Genomic DNA, 19,603 nt, shown 5'->3' with positions numbered 1-19,603 from the left:
TCTGGAAATCAATTTTGGAACCAAGAGAATTTTTCATAGAAGATAGACTGGAACGATTCCGTCTGACCGCATTTTGTAATTTAGGGGAAAGTGGACTATCCCACTATACGATGGAGGAAATGCTTTCCATGGCGGGACTTAGTTGGAAAGATCTTTCCCAAATTCCGATGTATGATGCACCAAACCAAGGCTCATACGAACTCCGTATGGCCATCTCCAATTTGTATCCAGGTGTTTCACCGGAAGAAGTGCTTGTGACAACGGGAACTGGCGAGGCCTTGTACATTGCGTTCCAACTTTTGGTAAAACCAGGTGATACCCTTGCGCTGGTTTGGCCTGCTTTCCAAGCCTTGTATGAAATCCCAAAAATGCTAGGTGCTAACATCCTCCCAATTCCTTACACGAATGCATTTTCCGCATTTACCTGGAAGGGCATTGAAGCCGATCTCTATTTGATCAACCACCCTCACAATCCTTCCGGTAGGACGTTTGACACAAGTGAGTGGGACTCACTCCTTACAGTCTTACGAAGTAAAAAGAAAACCGTAGTATTCGATGAACACTACCGATTTTTACCCAAAGGTGGGGGAATGGGGAAAACGGGAGTGGATCCGAAACAGAATTTTTATGGTACAGGTTCCTTTACGAAATGTTTTGGTGTAACAGGCCTTAGGGTAGGATGGCTTATCGCTGACAAACCATTCATCAAACGTGCCAGGTCTTTTAAGGATTATTTGACTCATACGGTAAACCCGATTTCCGAACGAATCGCACTTGGACTTCTAAAGGAAAAAGAAACATTCCTCCCAAACATTCAAACACGTGTACAAAATAACATAGACCATTTTACTTCTGTTTGGCGAGATTTGCCGAAGGTAGAATCATTTTCCCCACCAGAAGGAGGTCTTGTCGGTTGGTTACAAATCCAAAATGGAATCACATCTGAAGACTACGCTGACAAACTGTTTGATCGCACTGGTGTATTTGTTTTACCTGGATCCAATTTTGAAATGGAAGGTTTCCTTCGGATTGGATTTGGTGCTAAGGAAGATGTGTTTTTAGAAGGACTGAAACGGTGGAAATCATGTACGGATCTCATTTAAGACAAAGCCTGCAACTGTTTCCAGGCATTGGGGAAAAAAAAGAAAAACAATTGTTTGGTGTTGGTGTGTATGATTGGCCTTCTCTCATCCAATACCAAAAAACAACAAACGATCCTCTTTTACCCTCAGTTTCCATTTTAGAAGAACGTTTGGAACAATTGGAAATGGAATTTCAGGAGACCAATTTTACGTTTTTTACAGATGAACTTCCAAGCCTTGAGTATTGGAGGTTATGGCAAAACTTTCCAGAGCGGTTTTGTTTTTTAGACATTGAGACCACGGGGATATCGGAATCTTCTGTGACAACGGTTGTGAGTTTGTTTCAAAACGAAACCATTCGTACGTTTGAACGGGGAAAAGATTTAGAGTTTTTATTTGATTCCATTTTTCCTGAAGACATCATCGTAACTTACAATGGCAGGCGATTTGATATTCCCTTTTTAGAAAGAGAATTTCATACCCGTGTGAAAAATCCACAACTGGATCTAATGAACCTCTTACATTCCATTGGGATCAAAGGAGGATTAAAAAAATCGGAAATCCAACTAGGCCTTGTGCGACCCGAAGCCATCGCCGGGATGGATGGAAGGGAAGCACCTCTCCTTTGGTATTCCTACCAACAAACAAACAATAAAGAAGCCCTTGATAAGTTAATCGCGTATAACAGAGAAGATACGAAAAATCTTAAAATTGTGTTAGAGAAAACAATTGATTTGTTAACGGAGAACCGGCTGTTTTAATGTGGGCCATACATATACTCTCTGAGGATATGCATCTCGGCTTGTGTTTTACTGAGTTTGGTTTTGACAGCATCTCCAATGGAAATGAGTCCTATAATTTTGTCCCCGTCAAGTACAGGCATATGGCGGAATCGTTTTGTGATCATATTATTTAAAATATCATCCACGTCTTCGTCAGGACCTGCAACCGTGAGTTGAGTGGTCATCACATCTTTTAATTTGATTTTATCCAAATTCGCATGGTCTTTGGCAACCACACGCATTAGGTCTCTCTCTGTAAAGATACCAACAAGTTTTCCTTGGAAGGTCACAATGAGTGATCCCACTTTGGCACCCACCATCATCTGAGTGGCTTCCAATACATTTCTATCTTCTTCGATGGAAAGAACGGAGGAGGCTTTGTCTTTAAGGATTTCTTTTACGGACATGACACATTTGGTGTAATGGAATTAGGAGAGATAGCAAGAAATTTTTACAGGAGGGAGGTAGAGAAAACGGGTTTTTGGAGCGTATCGGGATCGAACCGATGACCTTCTGAATGCAAATCAGATGCTCTCCCAGCTGAGCTAACGCCCCGTTTCTTTTCTTGGGCCTGACAAGACTTGAACTTGTGACCCCTCGCTTATCAAGCGAGTGCTCTAACCAACTGAGCTACAGGCCCGGGATACGAACAGTATTTTTCGAGAGGGGTCTATGGGCAATCTTTTTTTAGGATTATTTTGCCAATCCAAAGAGAAAAATCAATTGGTGATTTCCAAGATCAGATCATCTAACAAAAGTAATGCTTCCCTTTCCCATTGGAATACACCATCGGAGAGGGAACAGAGTCCTTGTTTTTCCCATTTATGAATGGTTTGGATGTAATGGGTTTGGCTTGGAGTATCTAAATAAGTTTGTATAAAATCTAAATACTGAAACGGAGAAAATAACCGAAAGAGGGTGAGGGCAAGTTCCGCATTGGGAGTTGCCACTTCGTATTGATTTTTAGGTGGTTTTTTTTGGTAGAGGTTTGCATTTCTTGGATTCCCATAACGAGAACCTTCAACGAAACCATGGGCACCAGGTCCTATGCCAAGGTAGGGTTCATAAGTCCAATACTTAAGGTTGTGTTTGGATTCAAAACCTGGTTTGGCATAATTGGAAACTTCATACCATCTGTATCCATTTCTACCCATTAACTCTGGTAAGGTGAGTAAAATTTCCGATTGGGTCCTTTCTTCCGGTTCTGTTTTTTTATGATCTTTTACATCTCGTGAATACTGGGTCCCTTTTTCCAAAGTAAGAGAATACAAACTCAAATGGGGTAAACCCGCTTCCAAAAAATATGTTAAGTCGGAAAAAAAATCAGACTCTTGTAAACCAGGAATTCCATACATCAAATCAATTCCCACACGTTTGATGGGGGAATTTGTTAATGTACTACGAAGAGAGTCATATTTTTCTTTATCATAATGCCTTCCTAAAAATTCCAAACCAATTGGATTACGCGTTTGTACACCTACATTCACACGGTTGATCCCAATCTTTGCATACTCGTCGAGTAAGTTTGGATTTAGGTCTTCTGGGTTTACTTCGATAGAAATTTCTGTGTCTTTGGCAAACTCAAATTCGGATCTAAGGAAGTGGAGGAAGTTTTCCCAAAGTTTTGTTGTGGCCTTCGATGGTGTACCACCACCAAAAAAAACAGTATCAATGGTTTTGTTTTTTAGGTTTGGAAAATGGGAAATTCGTTCTAAAACTTCTTTCTGGTAAGAAGAAAAGAGCGACATTTCATCGTTAGCTGGTCCACTGCCAATTCCTTCTGAATAAAAATCACAATAATCACATTTTTTGAAACAATAGGGGAAATGTACATAGATCCCTAAAAAGGAATTTCTGACTTGCCAGATGGTTTCATTTGTTGTTTGTTTCATGTGATGAAAGGTATTTCAATTCCTTTATTGTTCGTATTTGCCTTATCTAATACGATTCTTTCCCAGACTCTTGTGGAACCAAACCAAAACTTTTTCTGGGAATCGTTTTCATTTCAATTTCCAGAACCTGTTATTGTCAAAGTTGAGTCCACTAGCCAAAAAAAACTCACAGTCTATCCTGCCAAACGAGATGGATTTTTTATGGTTGTCAGGATTTTACCCTGGAGTGAACCCATCACGGACAAAAACCTTTGGGTTGGGTCCGTATTTCATACACCCATAGAGCCAAAACAATATGAGAGAGTCATACTTGGCAAAACCTTCCAAGTGTATGAAGCAGGCCAAGTTCGTAACCAAAATGCATTACGTAACCAAGTTTGGGTGCGAATGGATGCGAAACCCTATCTTTGGATATGGATCCAATGGAAATCAGATCGTAAGGACCTTACCGATTTTTTTGAATCCAACCGCTTTCTTTCGCTTTAATGACCAGTCACTTGTTTTGTGCTTGTCTCTCTTTATTTCCTCGAAAGATTGGAAGTCAGTGGGGCCTATAGCTCAGTTGGTTAGAGCAGCAGACTCATAATCTGCGGGTCGAAGGTTCGAGCCCTTCTGGGCCCACAAAACAGGAAAGGGAACGATATTGTATGGAGTTTTATGAAGTAAAAATTTCTGATATCAGCCTGACAAATGTTGGTTTTGCCGTTTTCCTGCGCCCAAAGGATTCGGAAGATAAACGTGTGGTTCCGATTTTCATTGGACCTCTCGAAACCCATTCCATCACTACAGTCATTGATGGCACAAAACCACCACGACCTATGACCCATGATTTGATGTTGTACATGTTAACATCACTTGGTGCCACTGTTCTGAAAATTACAATCGAAGAGATTGTGGACAGTACGTTTTATGCAAAAATCCAATTGCGAAGAGATGAGGAAATTATCACTTTGGATGCAAGGCCTTCTGACTCAATTGCCCTTGCCCTACGTGCCAATGCACCAATCTTTATCGCAAAATCTGTGTTAGATGAGACTGGTATCATCATGAAAGAAGATGAAATCCAAGGGGAAAACATCTCTTCTGAGAAAAAAATCCAAGCCCTTCCCAAATCAAACCTCCAAATCTTAGAAGAGACTTTGGAAAATGCTCTGAAAACTGAAGATTATGAAACTGCGGCAAAAATCCGCGACCAAATCAAAAAACTCATCGAAAACAGTTGATCCGATCCAACTGAAATAAGCAAGTCATCACCAATGGAGCAACCAGGTCATTGCTACGTCATTGGCCAAATTTAACTATGTCTCATAGAAATCGGAAGAGTTGGAATTTTTTTATTGTAATCCCTGTTTCTCCTTCATAGACTTGGAATCCAAAATCTAGGGTGTATCCCTTCGTTAGGAATGTTGTATGGAAAAATTGGTTATGGATGTCGTAAACGCTGGAATCGCATTGTTTCGTTCTGGTGAAGAAAAGTTAAGAACTGCAGTTGTGGATTTAGAAAAAGTTTACAATGAGTTAAAATCAAAAGGGGAACTTGATAAATCAGCGGAAACTCAAAAAATCCGTGACCTATTAAGTAAAACAATTGCTGATGCTCAAGGTGCGCTTGGAAAAACTAACGCAAGTTATGATGAAATTGTAGCAAAATTACAAACAAACTACCAATCAATTTACCAACAAATTGATACTGCAATCCCTCCTCAAGTGAAAGAGAAATTGAAACAAACGTTAGATGAACTTAAAGTTCTAATCGACAAAGCGAAATCAAAATAGTTGTTTCAAGAAATTGATGAAAATCACCAAAAGCCACAGAGTTTTCTGTGGCTTTTTTTATTTGTTTTCACAGAGTAGCCATGATGAGTCAGTCTCCTAAAAAAATACAATTCATTTTGTTTTTAATTGTTTTTACCGATATGATGGGGTTTTCCCTTTTGTTTCCTCTATTCCCAAAGACCTTAGAGTTTTTTCTATCGAAAGGAGATGATGTATTCTTTCGAACATTTTATTCATTTGCAAACATCTTATCATTTGGTGGTGAAACCAAATACACCTTTGTATTGTTTGGTGGAATTTTAGGAAGTATTTATAGTTTTTTGCAATTTTTGGCGGCACCTGTTTGGGGTAGGTTGTCAGACCATTCTGGAAGGCGTGCCATATTACTTTTCACAACGTTTGGAAATACCATAGGGTATGTGATATGGTTGTTTTCTTCCCAGTTTTGGATGTTTGTGGTGAGCAGAGTCATTACAGGGATGATGGGAGGAAATTTATCTGTCGCATCTGCAGCTATGGCTGACCAAACGGACGAAAAATCAAGGGCCGCTGGAATGGGAATTTTAGGGGCAGGGATTGGTCTTGGTTTTGTGATGGGCCCGCTTCTTGGTGGAATTAGTTCCCAATGGACGTTTTTGGATTCATTGTACCAGGAAGGGACGTTTGTGATTTTCCCTGCGTCGGCATTTTTTTCCATATTCGTTTCACTTGTTTCTATGGTGCTTGTGTATTTGTTTTTACCTGCAACCAGACCAGAGAAAGTTCAAGAAAAAGAGATCCATCCATTTTTATCCTTAAAAAAAATTGAATCTAGGAATTTGGTTCGGATTTCCTTACTCAATCTTTTGTTTGTGTTAAGTTTTTCTGGATTTGAATTTGTTGTGAATTTTTTTCTTTCCGATACATATCACTTTTCCCCCAAACAAATTGGATTTACGTTTTTATACATTGGAATCATCATCATACTAGTGCAAGGTGGTGTGGTGAGACGTTTGTCTGGTAAAATTTCAGAAAAGAAAATTTCATTGTATGGTGGGTTTATTGTGGTATTGGGAATGGCACTCTTAGTACTTTTTGGATCTGAATTTGTGGGGTTACTCGTTTCCCTTTTCTTTTTAGCATTTGGAAGTGCCCTAGTAAACCCAGGGCTTTCTTCTTTTGCTTCTTTAGAGAGTGGAAAAGGGGATCTCGGAAGGTCACTTGGGCTCTTTCGCAGTTTTGGATCCCTGGGAAGAGCTGTTTCTCCAATCGTATTCTCTTTGTTATACTTTCAGAAGGGACCTAGTTTTGCTTTTTTTGTTTCCTTACTCCTCCTTTGTGGGTTTACGATTTTACTCGGGAAACAACAAGAACGAACCACTTAAAGAAAGGATTCTAATTTAGCACGTAACATAGGAAACATGAGCTTTTCATCTAACTTCTCTCCTGTGAGAGAGGTGCGGAGTAAAAAACTATCTCGAATTTTCCCGTCAAAACTATTCGCTGTAAAACTAATGATATCAATTCCTAAATGATACAACGCTTCTGTAATTTGAAATAAAATTCCAGGAGTGTCTTTCATTCGTAAATCCATGACTGTAAAATCAGAAGAAATGGGATTGTAAAGTTTGAGGGAAGCTTCTGAGTCTCCAATTTTGCGTACAAGGATTTCTTCTTTTGCATTTTCACGAAGGTACATCGCTACTGATTTGCCTTCATAAAAAAGTGCATATAAATCAGAACGAATTTGGGATAGGAGGCTTTCTGTCATCTCAGCACCATCCCAACTGCGGATCACAAATAAGTCTTGGACATGCCCATCACTTGCTGTCTCTGCTACGGCTTCCAAAATATCCCAGCGGTGGTTGAAAAGAACCGAAGTCACTCGGTATAAAATCCCCAAATCATCCTGGGAAAGGGAAATTTTCAGGAGAGTTGTGTCCTTTCTCGGGACACAGGATATATGGAGGATCGGTTTTTTGATTTCTTGTATGACTTGTGCCATAACACTCTCCTAAAACTTTTGCATTTTGCTTAGAACTTAAACAATCCGTGCCAGGAATTGCCTGCACTGGTTCTAAAACGGTTTCATTGAAAAAGATGCAAAAATAATGCCAAAGAGTCTCTTAGAAGGCAAATTTTGCCCCTACCATTACGGATTGGACATTTTGTGCCACGACCGCTTCCACGGTGAGTTTGGTGATGAGTGCGTTGATTTCCACACCGGCAATGAGAAAATTTGTGGTGTTAGGTGCTTGTGCCTTTCCGCTGATATCCATTGATAAGGTTCCCGTCTTTGTTTGGCCAAGAGCAGATGTGGGGATGAGAGCAGCAATCTCTGGAGAGAGGGAAGCCGTGATCGCATTGGAATCAAGAGCAAGGACAAGTGGGCCAGAACGAGTTAAGTTCAGAGAGGAACTACCAAAATTCATGGAAGTTCCCCCTCCAGCAAATAGAGTAAAAAAGTAAAACAAACGAAATCCTGTGCGGATGTCTATGGGCACACTTGTGACTGTACTCGAATAATTAAAGGTAGTGGCTCCACCCCAAGTACCAACAGCGGGACCTAATGTGAGTGATTGCGTTTTATTGTCGTTATATGTGACGTCAATGACTTGCCTTTGGTAATGTAACCCAAGTCCCATGGAGATTCCTGAAAATTCAAAAAGTCCAATTCCATCAGAATAGTTTTCAATCAAGTGGTAACGAAGGGTAAAACCACCTGATGTGATGTCTCCCCCTAAATCTACATTTTTGTTTTGTGCTTCGATTGCTTTTTGTACATCACCTTGGGCAAAGTTAAATTTAAAACCATGTAAATACAAATTAAATCGATGTAAAAAGGTTTTGAGTTCTGGTTCTGTATCAGACGGTCCACCACCCATAAGCCAACCTAAGTTAACCGCAACAACAAAGTTAGGTGCAAGTGATGCACCTACATTTGGTAATTTTTGAAAACTTAAGTTTTGGTATGCTACGTTGATGTCTTCTTTTTGTTGGCCCGCGAGTGCAACACCAAGTCCCACTTGAAACCGATTCACAAGTCCTGGTCCCATCATGGAGGAATTGATGTTAGAGACTACCGCTGCTTCCGACATCGTTGTTAGAACTTTGTCTGTATACTGTAATTTTAAGGCTTGGTCTAAATTGTTGATTTGAGATTGGATGGAGGCTGGTAAAATCGTACAAGCATCTCCAGAACAGGTAACACCTGCGTCCATTCGGCTAGGGGAAACTAATGATGTTCCCAAAATTAGAAGGAGTGTGAGTGTACGATTTCTCATGAGGGTCCCATTTTACCATATATCGGAGTCTGGTCTACGTTTTCTTAACAATTGGGATGCTTAGAATTTCCGAGTTTACAAGGAGGAAAAACCATGCCAAATTTCAAATATGGCTCCTATCCAAGAAAAACGGAAATATGTCCGCGTAAAACCCCTCGAAAACGAACCAGTTGAGATCCATTTGATGGGAACGGCGTTATTAGATGTTTTGTATGCAAGTGACATCAGTATGGGTGGGGTGGGAATCGTGGCTCCTAACCATTTTGATGAATGGGATATGAACGAAACCGTGGAAATCCTTGTGGCTCTTCCTGGTGATTTGGCTGATTTTTTGGCAAAAGGTGTGATCAAACAAATTGGTAAAAAATCAAAAGAATCTGGAGTATACGGTGTCCAGTTTACTGCCATGGGCCCAAAAGGGAAACAAGACTTACAAGTGTACATCAACCGTATGGTAAGGCAAAATCGGGTTTTGAGTTAAACATATATTTTGTTGTCAAAAAATTTGAATCCCGTAGGATAAGAGATAACCGTTAGGGGTGCCTAAGGTTTTTGGTTTACCAAAAATTCGGCTGAGAAATACCCTTTTTGAACCTGATCTTGGTAATGCTTGCGAAGGGAAACGGGAAAAAATATTCCTTAGCATGTGAAAGTGGCCATGTTCATTAGAAATGGTTTTTTTAACGCTAACTTCGGTTATACTCCTTTCCCTTCTCTTCCTAACCAGTGATGAGTGATTCCGGCCAAGGAAATCTCATGTCTCAAAACCATCCAAACCATTTGCCTGTAAATGAAATGTTTACACCAGAAACCACCATTCCTTTGTCGGATGGTACAGAATTCAAAACCTACCGCACGGAAGGGATGTATTGTATCCATGAAGAAACATATGATTACAAACAAGGAATTCCGAAACTAAGAAAGTCTTGGATTGATGTTAGAGAAAGTAGGGGAGATCAAAATTTTTCCCAACTCTATTATGCAAAACGAGATATCATCACAGAAGAGATGTTATACGTGGCAAAACGGGAAGGAATGTCACCAGAATTTGTGATGAATGAAGTTAAAATTGGTAGAGCGATTATTCCTTCGAACAAACGGCATTTGGAACTCGAACCCATGATCATTGGGAAAAAGTTTTTAGTGAAAATTAATGCCAATATAGGAAATTCTGCGATTCTTTCTTCCATAGAAGACGAAGTGGAAAAACTACGTTGGGCCTTACATTGGGGAGCTGACACTGTGATGGATTTATCCACGGGAAAAAACATCCATGAAACCAGGGAATGGATCATCCGCAATTCTCCTGTTCCCATTGGAACCGTTCCTTTGTACCAAACCTTAGAGAAAGTAAAAGGAAAAGTAGAAGATTTAAACATCCAAGTATTCCTCGAAACACTGGAAGAACAAGCAGAACAAGGTGTTGATTATTTTACCATCCATGCAGGGGTGTTACGTGATTACGTCAAACTGACTGAAAAACGTATCACAGGCATTGTTTCCAGAGGTGGTTCCATTTTAGCGAAGTGGTGTAACCACCATAAGAAGGAAAACTTTCTGTATGAACATTTTGATGCTATTTCCAAAGTGATGCAAAAATATGGAGTTTCTTATTCGTTAGGTGATGGATTACGACCAGGTTGTATCAATGATGCAAACGATGCAGCTCAATTTGCGGAATTAAAAACTTTGGGGGCGTTGACAAAACGAGCTTGGGCCGATGACATCCAAGTGATGGTGGAAGGTCCAGGTCATGTTCCTATGCATCTCATCCAGGAAAACGTACGTTTGCAAGAAGAGATTTGTATGGAAGCCCCGTTTTATACACTTGGACCACTTGTGACAGACATTGCTCCAGGATATGACCATATCACATCGGCCATTGGTGCGGCGATGATTGCTTGGTATGGAACCGCTATGCTTTGTTATGTGACACCAAAAGAACATTTGGGTCTTCCGAATAAACAAGATGTAAAAGAAGGGGTGATTGCTTATAAAATTGCCGCACATGCTGCAGATCTTGCCAAAGGCCACCCTGGTGCCAAAGAACGAGATGATTTACTCAGTAAAGCTCGTTTTGAATTTCGTTGGGAAGACCAGTTTGCCCTTTCTCTTGATCCAGAACTTGCTAGGTCGTATCATGATGAATCTCTCCCACAAGATGGAATGAAAAAAGCTCATTTCTGTTCGATGTGTGGACCTCATTTTTGTTCGATGCGACTCACATCAGATTTACGCAAAGATTCGGTGGGAGTAGGTGTGGAAGATTCGAATGGTTAGTTTGTAGAGTTTATCAAGTTTATTGAATAAAAAACCCGGTCACTTGACCGGGTTCACTTAAAAGACATTCGCTTGGTTTCAGTTTGAAAATCGTAAATCTTTGTTGGAACTAAAGACCTAAACTTCTACCAATGATTTCTTTCATGATCTCAGTGGTTCCTGCATAAATGGTTTGGATCCTTGCATCGAGGTAAGCTCTTGCAATTGGATACTCCATCATATAACCATAACCACCAAAGAATTGTAAACATTCATCTGTATGGCGTTTTTGCATCTCTGTCGCATACCATTTGCACATAGAAGCTTCAGCAGTAGTGTTTTCACCTTTCATGTGTTCCATGACCACTTTGTCACAGAATACTTGTGCCATTTCTAATTCAGTTGCCATCTCTGCCATTTTGAATTTTGTATTTTGGAAAGACCCAATCTTTTGACCAAATGCTTTTCTTTCTTTGATGTATTGCAGAGTGATCGTTTGAACAAGTCTTGTTGCTTCCACAGCAGCAACTGCAAGAACCAAACGTTCTTGTGCAAGTTTTTGCATGAGGTAACGAAAACCTTGTCCTTGTTTGCCGATGAGATTTGTTTTAGGAACAATCACATCATTAAAATACAATTCAGATGTGTCTTGCGCTTTGAGACCAATTTTATCTAAGTTACGTCCACGTTCGAAACCTTTCATTCCTTCTTCAATCATGACAAGGGAAATGGTTCCGTTATCATGTTTCACAGCAGTGATGATGAGGTCTGCCAATTGTCCGTTAGAGATGAACGTTTTTTGTCCATTGACAACAAAGTGATCACCCTTATCGACAGCACTCGTTCGAAGGGATTTTAAATCAGATCCTGCACCAGGTTCAGTCATCGCAACCGCAAGGATGGATTCTCCTGAAGCACATTTTGGCAACCAACGTTTCTTTTGTTCGTCATTTGCATAGGTCGAAATGTACGGAGCGATCACATCATTGTGTAGGGAGATAAAAAATCCGCTGTTTCCAACACGAGAAGATTCTTCAATGATGATGATGTTATAAAGAAAGTCTGCACCAGACCCACCATATTCAGCTGGGACATCGGGGCAGAGTAGTCCGTTTTCACCGGCCTTTCTCCATACTTCTTTGGGTACGATATGGTTTTTTTCCCATGTTTCGTGGTGTGGTTTTACTTCTGTTTCAAAAAATTTCCGAGCCATCTCGCGGAATTGGTGGTGTTCTTCAGTAAAGGGGAGGATACGCTCCATAAAATTTGTGACTCCTTGATATGGAAATGTTACAGAAATGGCGAAATGAGGTCAATTATAAACAGTGTTCAGCTTCATATAGACACCAGGATTTTTCTTGATGTACTGGATGGCGTCTTCTTGGGAAAGCACATAGAGTTCTGTGCCTGGCCAAGCGATAAAACTGAAATGAGAGGGAAGGCCTTTGGTGAGGGAATAAATTTCTCCCACAAAATCCCCTGCACCTAGTTCCCGGATCGTTTTGTGGTTTTGCATCACCACAACCGTGCCCGAACGAACAATGTAGGCATTTTGGAAGGTTTGGCCCTCTTCAATGAGAACTGCTTCCTTTTTCACAGTTTCTAGCTTCAAAATGAGTTCTAATTGGGTGACTTGGTAACTGGTAAGGCCTCGGAAGGTTTGGGATTCCGTGAGAGTTTTCCAAGTATTGGTCTCTCGGATACTATTCAGTTTGATTAGGTTTTCGTGGAGTTTGGAACCACGGATGAACTGGAAAAAACGTGTTTTTTCAATGGTGAGGGCAAGCACGTCTGTTTCCGCATAAACATCCGCTTGTCGCACAGTGTCGAGGATAAGCGATGCTTCCCCAAAGTATTCGTAGGTTCCGTATCGTTTTACAGCAGAGTGGTCACTGGAGAGTCCTTCAAAACGAACGTTCCCTGATGCGATGATAAAAAATCGATCTCCATGGGTTCCTTTTTTAATGATTTGTGCCCCACGGCGGAATCGTTCTTCTTTGACAATTTGTAAGAACTCTTTTGCTTTTTCGATGGGGAAACCAGAGAAGATATCAATCTGCGATAAAATTTCCAGAAGTTGGAAAGCCTCTTGGTGTTTGGGGGGAGTGATCTCCGGATATAAAGTATTTTCAATTCCAAACTTAGCAAGTGTTAGATGGTTTCCGGCAGGCATATCTTTTGCCGCAATGTGATATACCGTGATTCGTTTTTGCACTTCTTCCGGAAGGGATGCCAAATAACTGATTTTGGTGTGAAGGGGAGGGACTCCTGCTTCGTGGTAAATGATCTTACGATCCCATGGAAAATCTTTTAGGAACTGGTATCTTGTTTCTGGTAAGACACCTTTTTTGTACATATCTTCGAAGGCTTCAGGGTCGTTTAAATGGTCTGAAGTATAATAAAAAGATTGGTCTTGGAAAAAAAACTCAAAACCAACCGATGGAATCGAATGCAATGCATAATGAAAATAAAACTCACCACCATTGATGATAGTTGGTCTACCAATGACAACTGGGATAAAATCAAATAAATCTGTGATTTCTTTACGTGGAATCTTTGTTAGACTGCAATATTTTTTGAGGAAGGATTCCATCACGGTTGCTGTTGCATAAATGGTGATTTTGGATTCTTCTAATATTTTTTGGAAGGTTCCTGCATCATGGTCAGCGTGGCAGTGGGTGAGAATGATGGAATTGATGAACTTGGGATTGACATTCGATTCTCGTAACCACTCGGTTGAGTTTACAGGTGGATCGACCATAATCCCTTGTCCATTCAGCCAAATGATAAATCCGGATGTATTGTCTGTTGGATCAAAACCATGTGATGGTCCAAGGCATGTGATTCCAATGAGAGGTGGTTGGAATGGTTCTTCCAATCGTTTTCCAATATCATATTTGACATGGAAATCCACTTCACCAGGGATTTTGATTTTTTTCTCTCCATCTACAACAAGGAATTCGTTTGTGGTGAGTTGTTCAATGGTGATCCCACCAAACTTTGCTTTGTGGGTATCATCAAACAAAACAAACTCCACCACTTCTTCCATCGTTTTGTAACTTCGAAAGTATGCCATTTCAGCTTTGATGTCTGGAAATCCATAACTTTCCGCACCATCTATGAATTCGGAAGATAAGTTTACTTCTTGTGGTCCCATCAGGGATTCCCCAAGAACAATGGTTAGCTGTTCTTTTTGTTCTGCGGAACAGATGATGAAGGTTTTTTTGCCACCACGAAAGAAAAAATTGAAGTAAATGGGAAATTCAAGTTCGGCAATCGAAATGCCTTTTTCCACATGGAAGAACTTATTGGGGAGGACAAACACCAGAGGGGTCTTTTTTTCGAGCCCCATGGTGTCCTTAATTGTCTCAGGAGGGGATCCAAATTGGATGTACCCTTCTGATGTATCGACTAAATATCCCCCTCTAGGGAGTGCTGTAAAACCATTCGGTTCGGAACTGACCATTAGGGGATAATTTATTTCCTACTTGTGATTTTCTATAAATTTTTTAATTTGCGGTTTTGGTAAAGCACCAATTGCTTTGTCTACTAAAACTCCATCTTTATAGAGTAGAAGGGTAGGGATGGATTGGATTCCCAACTCTTGCGCTGTCTTTTGGTTGAAATCAACATTGAGTTTTGTAATTTTGATATCCGCCATTTCTTGCGAAAGTTCGTCAAGAACAGGAGCTACCATCCTACATGGTCCACACCATTCTGCCCAACAATCTACTAAAACCACGCCATTTGCAGTTTCTGCTTTGAAATTGGCGTCATTGATTTCTGTAAGTGCCATATTTCGAAATCTCCTTTTGAAACGTATAACCTTTCTATAAACTAGACTGGATATTCTAGGGAAAAACGTCGATTATTGTTTCTTTTTTTTCTTTTTATCGTCGGATTCGAGGTCGGCGATCTTTTGTTGGAAGGACTCAATGAGTGTTTTGGTTTTTTCCAAATCCTCTGTTTCGCCAGTAATTTGGAATATTTTACGGTTCATCTCTAACATTTCTACAGAATGTTTCAAATCTGTGGAATCTTGTGTTGACATTTCAAATTTGGAACGATAGTCCTGGGCGGCTTGGTTGGCAAGTTCGATGATGAGGTTAAAATGTTCCTTACGGATATAATAATAAGGATTTTCTAAATCTTGTTCTTTTTCATACGCAATAAAATCAAATAAATTCTTTGTACAAGCGGCTACACGGAAATTGATATCAGGCCAAGACCATTTCCATTTCGAGTTTGTACCAAAGGCTGTTACTGTTTTTTTCATCGCTTGCAGTAATCCTTTGATGAGATTCAAACGTTGGGTAGGTGTGAATCTTTCGATTTTGGAAAGTTGTTCTTTGTTTTCGGATAAAGAACCATCCACATTATTCCCAACTGTTTTTTCAATGTAGGAAATGCAGTTATAAATCTCTTTTCGTGCAGTTTCTAAGTAGTTATTATTATTGATCTCTAAAATGGCAGTGGAAAGTTCATTGATCACAATACACGTGTTAATGGTTTTGATAGAATTGATCGCGAGAGAGATATTAAAATAAGGTTCCATATCCTTACTTTTTTTGGCTTGTACTTTGAAAATATTGGCTTCTTTTTTTAACTCTTCGAGGTAGTTTTTGAAATCTACCAATTTGTCATTGAAGTCAGCTTTTTTTTCCTTCGTGATTGCCATGTCTGGTTTCATTTTCGGCAGAAAGACCTGGATTTGTCCATAAAAAACGTCGACCTGGACCAGAGTTTGCCGAAACTGGAATAGAATGGACAATACCCCCCGCAAACGAAGGGACCTGCTCGATTTACTCGACACCTACAAATACATGAACCAGGCAATTTTCTGGGATTTTTTGGATTTGGATGGTCGTTGGGATTTTGCCAATGGTTGGTTACACCTAAACCACCCTGAGGACGAGTGGAGGGTTCGTGCATCGGAACAATTCCCCCCAATCCGCCCAGAAGGCACAGACCACTAAATCAGTTTTAAGTTTTCGGATGTTGTTACCGTCCAAGACCTGATCGGCCTTGGAGGTTGGAACAGAAGGAAATGTTTGGTTAGTAGGTAATCTTTATATCAGAGATATCAATGAACTTACGGAATAACAAACTGTTTGTTGGTTTTTTTGTATCAAACACAAGAACCGCTACTTTGTTAAAACTGAGAAAATTTGGTCTGTACTGAGTGTAGTGGTGGCTTGTGATGGTAGCTTTGTATTTGTTATTGTAAATGGTGTACGTGTGTTTTGGTAACGTTTCGTGCACTTGTCGCTTTTTTTCATCTGCAGTTTGAGCCACGTAGTTATAAATCACTTGTTTTTCTTTTGATGGTCCAGTTTCACCAAACAGAGTGAAGGGGAGTGCTTTTGCGTTGTTTTTACAAAGATAATCGACTACTTCAGTAAAAGTAGGTTCTGGCATTTCTGCTTCAAAACCAGCATAATGGCGTTTTTCCATTTCTGCTTTTTTCTTTGCATATGTTTCTTCACCCCAAATTTCTTTCGCAGTGAAAGGAGTTGGCATGATGTTGGAAAAGTATAATGTTCTTTCGTCTTTTTCAGGGTCTGCTTTACGCCAAGCTGGATAAGGAACAAGCCTTCTTTCATCTTGGTTCACTCGGTCCCCTTCAAAACCAGCTAAAACAAAAATCGAATATTCATTGTCTTCAGGAACTCTTGATTCCAATTCCACTTGGACATCTAAAAATTCGCCTTTCCCTGTGTCTGCATGTCGTCTAACAAAACTTACGTTCTTTAAACGGATCCTTGCATCATACATGGATAGAGGGTAAAGATCCCTGTTGTCCTTGGAAGACGCCGCGGAAACTTGTGTCCCTTGTGGATTCCCTGATTCTTGGGCAAGAAGTGCACAAGTGAGGAGGGTGAATGAAAGAGCGAATATTGTTTTGTTCATGTTCCGACTACCAATTTGGTTTATACAGTTAGTATCGTAGAAATGCCCTAGAAAAATTAGGGAATTTAGGCTTTTTTCGGCCGATTGTTCTCATCCACGAAGACAACTTTTGGTTTGTAGTCGCTTGGGAGGTCCTTTTCTTCTACTTGGCCATAGGTGATGATGATGACCTTGTCCCCTTTCATCCCAAGCCTTGCCGCAGCTCCATTCAAACAAATGGTCCCCGAACCCCGTTCTCCCACGATGAGGTAGGTTTCGAATCTGGCACCGTTATTCACGTTCACCACACTCACTTGTTCATAAGGTTTCATTCCGGCAAGTTCCATTAAGTCTAGATCGACAGTGAGACTACCTTCGTAGTGGAGTTCCGCCTCGGTAACGACGGCTCTATGGATTTTGCCTTTGCAAACAGTGATGATCATTCTGACCTCTCAAATAAAACTCTAAACATTTTGCCCGATAGATTCAAAAGGCTTTTTTGTACAAGGACGTGGATTTTCGTATTGATCCTTGCGACTGAAAACGGAATGGAATCAAATAAGGGTGTAACGACGTAATTTTCATATAAATTGGGATAATGGCGGTTTTCGTCTACCACTCGTCCCCGGAAGGCTTCCACAACTTTCATCATCACTCGTTTTTCTTCCCTAGAGAGGATGAGTCCTTCCATTGGTTTTAGAAAACGTAAGGCAAAACCTTGGATGCCATTCCCTTCAATTTTTGGAACCACCTCAATATGGCCTTTCTCTTTTAAAAACAAAAGGGCTTCGTTCAGTTTGACGGGGTAAGGAGAGTCTTCTAAGTGGATATAGTCTCCTCTTGTGATCATTTCCGCATGTTTTTGGAAATGAACACCATCCGAATAGTAGAGGAGCTTCGCCAAATCCAAGCGGGCTCTTCCATTCGGTGATTTTTCGAGGATCCAAAGGATCGCATGCAAAAGTTTCTCCATCAAAAAGGACTACCTTCCTATCTGTTTCCTTCGATTGTTTCGTACCAACGATACTTGGATTTCCAGGAAAATGCCAGGAAAAATCGAAGAGAATCCATGCTCTTTTTAGAACACAGTCCATGTTTGACAGGGGGCATAGGTGCGAAAGCGGAAAATCTTTTGGTACCAGAGGTGAGACTTAAGGAACTTGGTGTGGACTTTGTCAATTTGCCGAGAGGTGGGGATTTTACCGCGCATGAACCAGGGCAAATTGTCGGTTACCTCCACATTGACTTAAAAAAAAGGGGCTTAAGTTTAGGAGATTTTTTGCGAAACTTAAACGAAAGTTTGGTGGTCGCTGTAAAAGATACCTGGGGTTTAGAAGTGGAAGAGAATCCAAAATCACCGGGTTTGTATACAAAGGAAACGAAGAAAAAACTGATCTCAGAAGGGATTTATGCCAAATCTTATTTTACAAGTTTTGGTTTTGCCTTAAACGGAATCAATTCCCTCTTTACCTTTTCTCTCATCAACCCTTGTGGGGCAAGGTCTGAGGACATGGTTTCCTTATCTGCCTTGGGACTTTCCGAAGGGTATCCCGAAAAACGAAAAGAATTTGTGTCTCGATTCTCAAAACACTTCCTTTCCCTTCTCCAATAACCTCGAATTTCTTATGTCCTTTTTATGGATTTGGCCGAAAAGTAAAAGGGGGATCCATGAAATATTCACGTTTTTTTCTATCCTTTATACTCTTTTTTATCCTCTCGGAAACCCTTGCTCTGAGTGGGGTGGTTTGGACATTTTATGAATCCTTACAAAATGCTCTTGTCCAAGAACAGTTTATTTCTGACCACAGAGCCAGGGACTTGAGCCTTGCTCTCGCAAAAAGTGCCGAGCAAAGATTGAATAACGATGGTTATGTGGAAATTGAAAAGATGTTCCACCGTTATGTAGAACAATCCAAAAAGGATCCAGAAGAGTTTCGATTTTTAAAGATTAGTTTGTATGCTCCTGATGCTACCTTACTTGTTTCCACTGATACAATTTATACTTTGGAAGAACTCCGAAAACGAAAACCTGATGATGAGTTAGCGAAATCTACATTCTTTCGTAAGGGCGTTCGAATGAAAAAATGGGAATGGTCTGAACCAGAAAATGGTGAAAATCCCATTCTCAATTCCAAACGAGATCCGAAAGTTCGGGATGGTTTTGAATGGGTTTTAACTTACCTTCCATTAGCAAAATCAAATACAGTTCGTCTGACAACACCATTGTACAAACCAGGGACATTAGATGTTTCGGGCCTTGTGATCCTTGTGTATGAACGGGGAAACCTAGGTTTGTTATTTCAAAACCAATGGAAACTTGTGGAATGGATGGTATTGAACTACTTTCTGATTGCACTTGTTGTGAGTTTACTCCTCACAGGGGCATTTGTTGTGTATTCCTTAGTCCTCACAAAAGACCAGTTAACGGAAAAAGAATCAGGGGAGACCTTACCTCTCGTTCAGAAAAAAACATTGGAACCAATGGAAAGTTCCATCCAAGCTGTGAGTGAATTGCAGGTGCAAAATCCATCCACTGAAGGAAACCCAACAAACCCTTCGCCAGATGTTGAAGTTCTGCCTGGTGGTCCTGTGATTGACCAAATGAATAGTCAGCCAAACGAAACAAATACTGTAAGAGATGCAATTTTCTTAGGATAAAC

22 protein-coding genes, 3 tRNA genes and 1 riboswitch are annotated in these 19,603 nt (G+C 40.4%); of the genes, 12 read left to right on the top strand and 13 right to left on the bottom strand.

Annotation, left to right across the window (positions count from 1 at the left end; all coding sequences use genetic code 11):
- Nucleotides 1–14 precede the first annotated feature (14 nt).
- Together DI076_RS04360 and DI076_RS04355 are read left to right on the top strand one after the other, a co-directional pair.
- Complete coding sequence (locus tag DI076_RS04360; protein WP_108958777.1) at nucleotides 15–1,103, top strand: pyridoxal phosphate-dependent aminotransferase; 1,089 nt, start codon at nucleotides 15–17, stop codon at nucleotides 1,101–1,103.
- A complete protein-coding gene (locus DI076_RS04355; protein ID WP_108958776.1) occupies nucleotides 1,085–1,843 on the top strand; it encodes a ribonuclease H-like domain-containing protein in 759 nt (252 codons plus the stop codon). Before DI076_RS04360 ends, DI076_RS04355 begins: the two co-directional genes overlap by 19 nt.
- On the opposite strand, the gene DI076_RS04350 is transcribed toward DI076_RS04355, so the two are convergent.
- The 4 genes from DI076_RS04350 to hemW all read right to left on the bottom strand — a co-directional run bounded on the left by DI076_RS04350 (nucleotide 1,840) and on the right by hemW (nucleotide 3,756).
- Nucleotides 1,840–2,271, bottom strand: coding sequence for a CBS domain-containing protein (locus DI076_RS04350; RefSeq protein WP_108958775.1), 432 nt, complete (start codon nucleotides 2,269–2,271; stop codon nucleotides 1,840–1,842). The genes DI076_RS04355 and DI076_RS04350 overlap by 4 nt on opposite strands.
- A 75-nt stretch (nucleotides 2,272–2,346) precedes the next feature.
- Nucleotides 2,347–2,419: transfer RNA gene (locus DI076_RS04345), tRNA-Ala, on the bottom strand.
- Nucleotides 2,420–2,430: 11 nt separating this feature from the next.
- Nucleotides 2,431–2,504: transfer RNA gene (locus tag DI076_RS04340), tRNA-Ile, on the bottom strand.
- A gap of 79 nt (nucleotides 2,505–2,583) precedes the next feature.
- Nucleotides 2,584–3,756 carry a radical SAM family heme chaperone HemW gene (hemW, locus tag DI076_RS04335; protein ID WP_108958774.1) on the bottom strand — a complete coding sequence of 391 codons (1,173 nt, stop codon included), beginning with the start codon at nucleotides 3,754–3,756 and terminating at the stop codon, nucleotides 2,584–2,586.
- Between hemW and DI076_RS04330 the strand changes: the two genes are divergently transcribed.
- The 5 genes from DI076_RS04330 (at nucleotide 3,724) to DI076_RS04310 (ending at nucleotide 6,896) form a co-directional block, all read left to right on the top strand.
- A complete protein-coding gene (locus DI076_RS04330) occupies nucleotides 3,724–4,242 on the top strand; it encodes a hypothetical protein (RefSeq protein ID WP_245918266.1) in 519 nt (172 codons plus the stop codon). The two genes, hemW and DI076_RS04330, sit on opposite strands and share 33 nt — an antisense overlap.
- A gap of 61 nt (nucleotides 4,243–4,303) precedes the next feature.
- Nucleotides 4,304–4,377, top strand: a tRNA-Ile gene (locus DI076_RS04325).
- Between the two features lie 26 nt (nucleotides 4,378–4,403).
- Nucleotides 4,404–4,979, top strand: coding sequence for a bifunctional nuclease family protein (locus DI076_RS04320; RefSeq protein ID WP_100727504.1), 576 nt, complete (start codon nucleotides 4,404–4,406; stop codon nucleotides 4,977–4,979).
- 187 nt (nucleotides 4,980–5,166) lie between these two features.
- Complete coding sequence (locus DI076_RS04315; protein WP_108958773.1) at nucleotides 5,167–5,532, top strand: phasin-related domain-containing protein; 366 nt, start codon at nucleotides 5,167–5,169, stop codon at nucleotides 5,530–5,532.
- Between the two features lie 83 nt (nucleotides 5,533–5,615).
- On the top strand, nucleotides 5,616–6,896 hold the full coding sequence (locus DI076_RS04310; protein ID WP_108958932.1) for an MFS transporter: 1,281 nt from the start codon (nucleotides 5,616–5,618) through the stop codon (nucleotides 6,894–6,896).
- Here DI076_RS04310 and DI076_RS04305 read toward each other — a convergent pair.
- Together DI076_RS04305 and DI076_RS04300 are read right to left on the bottom strand one after the other, a co-directional pair.
- On the bottom strand, nucleotides 6,893–7,516 hold the full coding sequence (locus DI076_RS04305; protein ID WP_100727507.1) for a hypothetical protein: 624 nt from the start codon (nucleotides 7,514–7,516) through the stop codon (nucleotides 6,893–6,895). The two genes, DI076_RS04310 and DI076_RS04305, sit on opposite strands and share 4 nt — an antisense overlap.
- Nucleotides 7,517–7,637: 121 nt before the next feature.
- Nucleotides 7,638–8,795, bottom strand: coding sequence for an Lsa36 family surface (lipo)protein (locus DI076_RS04300; RefSeq protein ID WP_108958772.1), 1,158 nt, complete (start codon nucleotides 8,793–8,795; stop codon nucleotides 7,638–7,640).
- Nucleotides 8,796–8,904: 109 nt separating this feature from the next.
- On the opposite strand from DI076_RS04300, the gene DI076_RS04295 reads away from it, so the two are divergent.
- Both DI076_RS04295 and thiC read left to right on the top strand, forming a co-directional pair.
- The gene (locus DI076_RS04295) at nucleotides 8,905–9,276 is read left to right on the top strand and encodes a PilZ domain-containing protein (RefSeq protein WP_108958771.1); all 372 of its coding nucleotides are present in this window, start codon (nucleotides 8,905–8,907) and stop codon (nucleotides 9,274–9,276) included.
- A gap of 44 nt (nucleotides 9,277–9,320) precedes the next feature.
- A riboswitch (TPP riboswitch) is annotated at nucleotides 9,321–9,433 on the top strand.
- 118 nt (nucleotides 9,434–9,551) lie between these two features.
- Entirely contained in the window at nucleotides 9,552–11,075 is a 1,524-nt protein-coding gene (gene thiC / locus DI076_RS04290; protein ID WP_108958770.1) for a phosphomethylpyrimidine synthase ThiC, read from the top strand.
- A 109-nt stretch (nucleotides 11,076–11,184) separates the two neighbouring features.
- On the opposite strand, the gene DI076_RS04285 is transcribed toward thiC, so the two are convergent.
- From DI076_RS04285 to DI076_RS04270, 4 genes are all read right to left on the bottom strand, one after another.
- Nucleotides 11,185–12,315 carry an acyl-CoA dehydrogenase family protein gene (locus DI076_RS04285; RefSeq protein ID WP_108958769.1) on the bottom strand — a complete coding sequence of 377 codons (1,131 nt, stop codon included), beginning with the start codon at nucleotides 12,313–12,315 and terminating at the stop codon, nucleotides 11,185–11,187.
- Nucleotides 12,316–12,366: 51 nt separating this feature from the next.
- Nucleotides 12,367–14,520 carry a cAMP/cGMP-dependent 3',5'-cyclic-AMP/GMP phosphodiesterase gene (locus DI076_RS04280; protein ID WP_108958768.1) on the bottom strand — a complete coding sequence of 718 codons (2,154 nt, stop codon included), beginning with the start codon at nucleotides 14,518–14,520 and terminating at the stop codon, nucleotides 12,367–12,369.
- Nucleotides 14,521–14,538: 18 nt separating this feature from the next.
- A complete protein-coding gene (trxA, locus tag DI076_RS04275; protein ID WP_012389260.1) occupies nucleotides 14,539–14,850 on the bottom strand; it encodes a thioredoxin in 312 nt (103 codons plus the stop codon).
- Between the two features lie 72 nt (nucleotides 14,851–14,922).
- Nucleotides 14,923–15,732 (bottom strand): TP0443 family flagellar-associated protein, encoded by an 810-nt coding sequence (locus DI076_RS04270; RefSeq protein ID WP_108958931.1) that lies wholly within the window; start codon nucleotides 15,730–15,732, stop codon nucleotides 14,923–14,925.
- Nucleotides 15,733–15,817: 85 nt separating this feature from the next.
- On the opposite strand from DI076_RS04270, the gene DI076_RS04265 reads away from it, so the two are divergent.
- A complete protein-coding gene (locus tag DI076_RS04265) occupies nucleotides 15,818–16,030 on the top strand; it encodes a hypothetical protein (RefSeq protein WP_100727515.1) in 213 nt (70 codons plus the stop codon).
- A 79-nt stretch (nucleotides 16,031–16,109) separates the two neighbouring features.
- Here DI076_RS04265 and DI076_RS04260 read toward each other — a convergent pair whose 3' ends face one another.
- The 3 genes from DI076_RS04260 to DI076_RS04250 all read right to left on the bottom strand — a co-directional run bounded on the left by DI076_RS04260 (nucleotide 16,110) and on the right by DI076_RS04250 (nucleotide 17,916).
- Nucleotides 16,110–16,964 carry a hypothetical protein gene (locus tag DI076_RS04260; protein ID WP_108958767.1) on the bottom strand — a complete coding sequence of 285 codons (855 nt, stop codon included), beginning with the start codon at nucleotides 16,962–16,964 and terminating at the stop codon, nucleotides 16,110–16,112.
- Between the two features lie 65 nt (nucleotides 16,965–17,029).
- Entirely contained in the window at nucleotides 17,030–17,386 is a 357-nt protein-coding gene (panD, locus tag DI076_RS04255; protein ID WP_108958766.1) for an aspartate 1-decarboxylase, read from the bottom strand.
- On the bottom strand, nucleotides 17,383–17,916 hold the full coding sequence (locus DI076_RS04250) for a type II toxin-antitoxin system antitoxin SocA domain-containing protein (RefSeq protein ID WP_100727558.1): 534 nt from the start codon (nucleotides 17,914–17,916) through the stop codon (nucleotides 17,383–17,385). The genes panD and DI076_RS04250 overlap by 4 nt, the downstream gene beginning before the upstream one ends.
- On the opposite strand from DI076_RS04250, the gene lipB reads away from it, so the two are divergent.
- Together lipB and DI076_RS04240 are read left to right on the top strand one after the other, a co-directional pair.
- Nucleotides 17,899–18,555: a lipoyl(octanoyl) transferase LipB gene (gene lipB / locus DI076_RS04245; RefSeq protein WP_108958765.1), complete on the top strand. Its 657-nt coding sequence runs from the start codon at nucleotides 17,899–17,901 to the stop codon at nucleotides 18,553–18,555. The two genes, DI076_RS04250 and lipB, sit on opposite strands and share 18 nt — an antisense overlap.
- A 56-nt stretch (nucleotides 18,556–18,611) precedes the next feature.
- Nucleotides 18,612–19,601: an LIC_12071 family protein gene (locus DI076_RS04240; RefSeq protein WP_108958764.1), complete on the top strand. Its 990-nt coding sequence runs from the start codon at nucleotides 18,612–18,614 to the stop codon at nucleotides 19,599–19,601.
- Nucleotides 19,602–19,603 lie beyond the last annotated feature (2 nt).

The sequence above is a fragment of the Leptospira ellinghausenii genome (genome assembly GCF_003114815.1).
GTDB lineage: Bacteria > Spirochaetota > Leptospiria > Leptospirales > Leptospiraceae > Leptospira_A > Leptospira_A ellinghausenii.
This window is presented reverse-complemented; position numbering and strand designations above follow the sequence as displayed.